This is a genomic window from Mesorhizobium sp. B2-3-4 (assembly GCF_006442315.1).
Lineage (GTDB): Bacteria > Pseudomonadota > Alphaproteobacteria > Rhizobiales > Rhizobiaceae > Mesorhizobium.
Genome location: NZ_VFVY01000041.1, coordinates 1 through 5,689, shown reverse-complemented (window position 1 = coordinate 5,689; position 5,689 = coordinate 1). Strand labels below are relative to the sequence as shown.

Below are 5,689 nucleotides of genomic sequence, written 5' to 3'. Positions count from 1 at the left end.
TGCCGAGGTCGGAGTAGGTGTAGAGGTAGGACGACGGATCGGCATCGCCATACGTCTTGCCCTGGTTGGCGCTCGCCGTAACCGTGACGGCCCGCTTGCCGATGTTGAAATTGGTGCTCTCGAAAGTGATGTCGTAGTTCGAGTTCGCCGCGTTGGTCAGCGTGCCCTGGCCGATCGCGTAGCCGCCGACATTTTCGCCAGTCGTGCGATCGAGCGCGCCGACGAGAGCGACGCCGGTGCCGAGGTCGGAGTAGGTGTAGAGGTAGGACGACGGATCGGCATCGCCATACGTCTTGCCCTGGTTGGCGCTCGCCTTAACCGTGACCGCCCGCTTGCCGATGGTGAAGGTCGAACTGTCGAAGGTGATGTCGTAGTTCGAATTGTTGGCGTTGGTCAGCGTGCCCTGGCCGATCGCGTAGCCGCCGACATTTTCGCCAGTCGTGCGATCGAGCGCGCCAACAAGAGCGACGCCAGTCCCAAGATCGGAATAGGTGAAGCCATAGCTCGACGGATCGGCATCGCCATAGGTCTTGCCCTGGTTGGCGCTTGCGGTGACCGTGACGGCCCGCTTGCCGATGTTGAAGGTCGAGCTGTCGAAGGTGATGTCATAGTTCGAATTGTTGGCGTTGGTCAGCGTTCCCTGGCCGATGGCATAGCCGCCGACATCCTCGCCTGAGGCCCGGTCGAGCGCACCGACAAGAGCGACACCGCTGCCGAGGCCCGAATTGGTAAAGCCATAGCTCGACGGATCGGCATTGCCGTAAGTCTTGCCCTGCCCCGCCGTCGCCGTGACCGTGACAGCCCGCTTGCCGATGGTGAAATTCGTGCCGCCGACGAAAGTGATGTCGTAATTCGCATTGCTGGAATTGGTCAGCGTGCCCTGGCCGATCGCGTAGGTGCCGACATCCTCGCCCGAAGCGCGATCGAGCGCGCCGACCAGCGCAACGCCACTGCCAAGGTCGGAATAAGTATAGCCGTAGGACGACGGATCGGCATCGCCGTAGGTCTTGCCCTGGTTGGCGCTCGCCGTGACCGTGACGATCCGCTTGGCAACGGAAAGCAGGCCCGTACTGTTGAAGGCAACTGCATAGCCGTTCTGCCCGGCGACATTGCCGCCGTCGATGGTGATCGTGTGGGTCCCGGCCCCGAGTGGCTGGGTGACGAGCGTAGCCGGGGTGTAGAGCGTCGGCGCGCCGGTGAAGGCGGTGGCGGCATTGTCGCCGAGATAGGCGTTGGCCACCCCTGCCTGATAGCCCGAAACCGAATAGTTCAGCGCCGGGATAGCGTCGCCATAAACCATCGACGCATTGGTTGAGGTGAAGGTCAGCGTCGGCTGGTAGGCGAAGACATAGCGGTTGCCCGTCGCACTTACCGTGCCGCCGGCGGCCGTGTTCCAGATCGCGATGTTGCCGCTGTCGAGATTGCCGAAAGTATTGCCGGTTGGACCTGCCGCATAGACCAGCCAGCGGCCGGTCCCGGAGACCGAAACCGCATCGCTGCCGCGATTGTTGACGAAGGCTCCGCCGGCTGAAAGCACCACATTGGCGTTGCTGCCCGCGGTGACCCTGGCTGTGGACGCGATCGTCAGCTTGCCCGGCGTCTTGACCGTGACCGCGCCGCTCGCGGTCACACCGTTGACGCTGGCGACGGTCCCAACCGTCAGGTCGCTGTTACCGGTGACGCTGACCGTTCCGGTCGATGCCGCCAGCGTGCCGATGGCATTGCCGGAATTGGTGAGCGTGTAGCTGCCGCCACTGCCCAGCAGCAACAGGCTGTTGGCGCTGATCGTAGCTGTCTGGGTCACCGCGCCCGTCGAGGAAATCACCAGCGTGCTAGGCACATTCATGGCCTGGTCTATCGTGAACGCCGAGGTCGGGTCGATCTCAACATTCGACAGCCCGCCGAGCAGGCTGAGCGCCGCGGCATTGCTGCCGACCGCGCTGGCGCGGGCCGTGTTGAGGGCCGACAGCGTCGAAGCCGCGCCTTGCTGCTTGAGATAGCCGCCATAGATCGACAGGCCGCTGAGCGAGCCGGTGGCGTTCTGCTGGAAGGTGGCGCCAGCGGAGGGGCCGCTGGACGTCACCAGGACCTGGCTGCCGCCCGATGCGATGGTGCCGTTCGGCAGCAGGAAATAATAATAGCCGTTGGCGCCGGTCGAGCCGACCGCAGAGGCCGGCGTCATCGAGCCGTTGACCAGGATGTTGGTGGCGACACCGGCGAGCGGTGTCGTGCCGCGATCGCTGTAGGCGGTGCCACTCACCACCTGCGGGGTCGAGGAATAGAGCCATTTGAAGTAAGGCAGGCTGGTGTTGGCGACGAGGCCCCAGGTCGACGGCGAGAAGCCGGTCTGCAGCGCGGCCATGAGTTGCGCGGTGGTCTTGACGGTGGCGCCGGCATTGGTGCCCGTGGTGACGCCGCCGCCGACGCCTGGCAGGGTCGCGCCCGCCGTCTCTGTGTTCCAATAGGAATTCTTGATCGTGGGCGAATAGGTACCTGAGGGGTCGCTCGCATTGAAGCCGACCAGCCCGCCGACATTGGTCGTGCCGTAGACCGCGCCGATCGAATACGAGCTCTGGATGCGGCCGTTCAGGGAATAGCTGCCCATATTGGCGAAATCGTTCTGCCCCACCAGGCCGCCGACATTGCTGGTGCCGTAGACCGCGCCGGTCGCATAGGTGCCATTGACCACGCTTTGGGTCATGCCGATGATGCTGAGGTTGCGTCCCGCGAGGCCGCCGACCTGATTGACGCCGCGCACCACGCCGGTGGCGAAGGACATGTCAATGGCTGAGCCACTATCGTTACTGCCGACAAGTCCGCCGACAGCCGTATTACCTGTCACGGCTCCGGTCGCGTAGCTGCGCGTCAGGGTGAAGGAGTTGGCAAAGCCCATCAGGCCGCCGACATAGTTGTTTCCGGTGACAGCGCCCGTTGCATAGAGGTTGTCGGTCGCATTGCTGCCGACCTGGCCCATGCCTTGCCCGATCAGGCCGCCGACATTGTCGCCGGTGGCGGTGACGGTGCCGGTGGCGAAGGAAGTGCCGTAGAAGCTCGAATAGAAATAGCCGAAAAGCCCGCCGACATTGTTGCGGCCGCTGACCGCGCCGCTGGCTGATGCGGCGATCGCGCTGACGGTGTAGTCGTTCTGAACCTTCCCGTTATTGGAAGACATGTACCCGGCGATGCCGCCGACATAGTCACGGCCGCTGACTGTGCCGCTGGCTGAAACCGTGGTGACCCAGCCAGCCTCGATCGAGCCGGCGAGGCCGCCTACGAAGTCGCGTCCGCTCACCGCGGTCGAGGCAGACAGATTGGTGAGATAGGTCGCGATGAAATTGTAATTGCTGTCGAAGCCGCGATCTCCGCCCAGCAGCGCGCCGACATGGTCGCGTCCGGTGATCGAGCCGCCGGTCAGCGTGATATTCTGGATCGTCGTCGCAGTGGCAAAACCGATCAGCCCGACGAAATCGGTCGTCGGCCTGTTGATGTAGAGGTTGGAGACGGAAAACCCCTTGCCGTCCAGCGTTCCGGTGAAGGCACGCTCGTTCGATGTGCCCATCGGCAGGTTGTCATTTGTTGGCAGGTTGCTGCTGGTGGCGATCGCGCTGCCGATCGGCACGAAGCCGGAAGCACCCCAAACGCCCTGCCCGCCGGCCGTCGTGCCGGCGTCGATATTGTTGCCCAGCGTGTAATTGCCGTTGAGGTTCAGCGCCATCAGTTGCAGTTGGTGCGCGTTGGTGATGGTGGTCGAATATTCCGAAAGCAGCATCGGCCGCGTGCCGCCGGCGGCGCCTCCGGCATTGTTCAGCGTCGAGTCGGCATCGACGATCACCCAGCCCGAACCGCCCCCGGTCGTGCCGAACGTCCAGCCGGTGAAGTTCGACGCCGTCATGAAATCGCTGGTGTGCAGCCCGGTCCCACCCGTTGCGGTATTCGGGCCCCAGCCGGCGGCGGCGATGGCGCCGGTGGTATCGAGGTCGAAATAGGAGGAGGCGATGCTGCCGGTATTGTAGCCGACGATCCCGCCGGGATTCCCGCCGGTGAGCGCACCGGTGGCGTAGGAATTGGTAACCGTCGTCGTCGCGTCCAGGGAGGCGCCGACGAGACCGCCGACATAACCCTGGCTCGCATTGACCGCACCGGTTGCATAGGAGGTGTCAATGCTGGCCGTGCCTTTCGTGGAGCCGGCGAGGCCACCCGCCTGGCTTGCGCCGCCGGCGGTCACAATGCCCGAGGCGTAGGAGGCGGTGATCGCGGAACTGTCGAGGTTGCCGACCAGGCCGCCTGCCTTGGACGGATTGCCGGCCGTTACCGTCCCTGTGGCGAAGGATCGGGTGATCGATGAACCGAAGCTGGCATCGCCAACCAGGCCGCCGCCGCTGCTCTGCCCGCCAATGATCACCGCGCCGCTGGCCGAGGAGTTTGTGATGGTGCCTGCGAAAAGACCGCCGACAAGACCGCCGGCGTTGTCGAAGTTCGTCGCCTGCACCGTGGCCGTGGAAATGGCGCCGCTTATCGTGCCGCTGCTGAAGCCGATGAGGCCGCCGACGGAGCGATAATAGTCCGCCGTCGTCTTGACCGTGCCCGAGACGGTAACGGCGCTGACTGTGCCCTCATTCGTTCCGGCGAGTCCGCCGATGGTGGCGCTGCTGGCTCCGCCGGTCGTCCCGGTGATCGCCACATTGGACAGGTTGAGGTTGCGCACCGTGGCGCCGGAGGCGATGTCGCCGAATAGCCCGACGCTGCTGTCGGGAGATGTGATGGTCAGGTTGGAGATGGTGTTGCCGAGACCGTCGAAGGTGCCGCCCAGCGAATCGACCAGCGCCGAAGTGAAGGTCGAACCGCTGGCATCGATGGCGCGCCCAAGCGCGTAATTGGCGCCACTGTTGTTCTTGATGTTGCGCAGGTCGTTCAACGTGTTGACCAGCATGGCGGCATTCAGCGTGCCGCCGGCGATGTTGCCGGAATAGTTCTCGGTCGGATTGGCGTAGCTCGTCGTGTTGACGCCGCTGCCGGCGGGATTGACCGTGGGGTTGTAGTAGATCGAAACGACGCCCGACGTGCTCGCCTTGACCGTGCTGTTGGCGAAGCTCACCGTGCCGCTTCCGGTGCCGGAACTGTCGGCACGCAAATTGATCGCGCCGCCGCCGGAGGAGGTCAGGCTCGCATTGACGGCGATGCTGTGATAGGCGCTGAGCGTCAGCGAATTGCTGCTCGTCCAGTTCACCGCGCTGGCAACGGTGATGTCGCCGGCCTGGCTGCCGCTGGTTCCCGTCGTGACCACGACATTGGCCGTGTTGAGCGCGTTCTGCAGCGTCGTGACGCGCAGGACCGAGGTTTGGGTAGGCGTGAAGGTCGGACCCGAACCGGGAACGGTCGGCGAACCGGTGGTCGATATGGTCAGATTGTAGGGGTCGAGCAGCAGGTAGCCGGTGTCGCCGAAGCGCGCGCTGAGATCGACATTGCCGTCGAAATCGAGGACGCCATGGCTCGAGACTTCGCTAAAGCCGCCATTGCCGCTGGTCTCGCCGCCACGCGCCGAGATCATGCCCTGGAAGCCCGTCACCGCGTCGGACCAGACGATCACGGTGCCGCCGTCGCCGCTGCCGGTGGCGTCGGCCTTGATCGTCGTGGCGGCATCTATTTCCGTCGTCTCGGCCCGCTGCAGCGTACCCGAGCCCTGCTTGTC

General features: G+C 64.5%; 1 protein-coding gene. It reads right to left on the bottom strand.

Annotated elements, in window-relative coordinates; genetic code table 11:
- On the bottom strand, positions 1–5,689 hold a 5,689-nt coding region (locus FJ967_RS33590; protein ID WP_281405697.1), incomplete at both ends, for an MBG domain-containing protein.